This window comes from Paenibacillus sp. OT2-17, from assembly GCF_009827695.1.
Taxonomy (GTDB): domain Bacteria; phylum Bacillota; class Bacilli; order Paenibacillales; family Paenibacillaceae; genus Paenibacillus; species Paenibacillus polymyxa_B.
In genome coordinates, this window is sequence record NZ_WUDQ01000712.1 from 1 (window position 1) to 1,615 (window position 1,615).

The following is a 1,615-nucleotide window of genomic DNA, read 5'->3' on the forward strand; positions in this document are numbered from 1 at the left end:
TCTTGCACTTCGGAGCGACTGGAATCGAATTTTGCAAAATCCTGAACTAGATATGTGAAAATAATTACAAACATAGAGGAGTGTGTAGGTATGGGAGTGCCTATCGTGAAGGAGAGCGTCCAAACTGACAACAAGACAGGCGAGCATATTAGCCTGAAAGAAAAGATTTCGTATGGTATGGGTGACTTTGGAAACGGATTCAAGTTTGATTTTGTGCAGTTGTATTTGCTGAAATTTTTTACAGATGTAGCAGGGGTTTCTGCAGGAGCCGCCGCAGGCATTTTCTTGGTCAGCAAGCTGTTTGCCGCCATCTGTGATCCCATTGTCGGGTCCTTTGTTGATTATCGCAAACATATCGGTTCACGTGGAAAATTCAGGCCTTTTCTTATCGTTGGAAGCGTTATCCTTGCAATTCTTACGGTTCTAACCTTTATTTCGCCGAATATTTCACCCACAGGCAAACTCATTTACGCCTATGCGTCCTATATGATCTGGGGAATCGGCTACTCTATTGTAAACATTCCATACGGCTCGCTGGGTGCCGCCATTACGCAGGATACTCATCAGCGTGCTTCATTGTCATCTTTCCGTCAGGCAGGATCTCTGGGCGCATTATTCGTCACGAGTGTCGTTGTCATGCCGCTTATTTTACTGTTTCCTAACCATCATGTTGGCTATCCGGTTGTGATGGGGATTATGTCACTCATTGGTGTGATCGCTTTCATCATATGTTACCGAGGAACGAAAGAACGTATTATTAGCCAGTCCGGGCCAAAAGAGAAGCTATCTATAGGCGTTATCGTGCATACCTTTACGAATAACAAGCCTTTGCTGGTACTCGTTTTGATGACGATTTTCACCATATCCGCGTACAATATTAAGTCCGCACTGCTGATCTATTTTGCCGAATATAACTTGGGGCATGTAGAATTAATGGCTTATATGAATTTTATTATTATCGGTTCGTCGCTACTGGGTGTGTTGTTCCTGCCCAAGCTGGTACGGCGCTTCGGTAAACGAAAAACAGCTATACTGGGGATGCTGGTTAGTGTCATTGCCGACTCTATTAACTTTTTCATGCCTTCAAATGTATATATTTTCACAATCCTGGCCAGTATTTCGTTCATTGGTATTAGTATTCCTAACGGGGTTACCTGGGCATTCGTGTCCGATATCATTGATTATGGCGAATGGTCATCCGGGGAGCGTAAGGAAGGGATTACTTACTCGTTATTTAACTTTTCACGTAAGTTGGCTCAATCCTTGTCTGGCTTTCTATCGGGTATTGGACTAGCGCTCATCGGGTATGTTCCGAATGTGGTTCAGTCCTCTGGAACGCTGCTTGGGATCAAGGCATTACTTTGTCTCTATCCGGCTGTTGCCCTGGCTTTGGCCATGCTGGTCATCGGTAAAATGTACAAGCTGACTGACAGTAGACATGCAGAAATGGTTCAAGAGTTGCAGCGTCGACATGCGGACAACCGCGTATAATTTGTGAAAGTCTTCTTTTCCGGGCGGCTCCTGTGGTATGGTGGGTATATAATTTTTTTAGAGCCTCACTAAGGAAAGGATACGTAGATGGCAGCTACCATTAAAGACATTGCCAAATTGGCTA

The 1,615-nt window shown here is 44.4% G+C and carries 1 protein-coding gene; it reads left to right on the plus strand.

Features of this window, described 5'->3' with window-relative positions; translation table 11 throughout:
* The first annotated feature begins 90 nt into the window (after window positions 1–90).
* Window positions 91–1,491 (plus strand): MFS transporter, encoded by a 1,401-nt coding sequence (locus GRP75_RS26375; RefSeq protein WP_160790823.1) that lies wholly within the window; start codon window positions 91–93, stop codon window positions 1,489–1,491.
* Window positions 1,492–1,615: the final 124 nt, after the last annotated feature.

Coding starts and splice junctions, on each gene's coding strand:
- GRP75_RS26375 (WP_160790823.1), top strand. CDS start 91: ATGGGAGTGCCTATCGTGAAGGAGAGCGTCCAAACTGACAACAAGACA.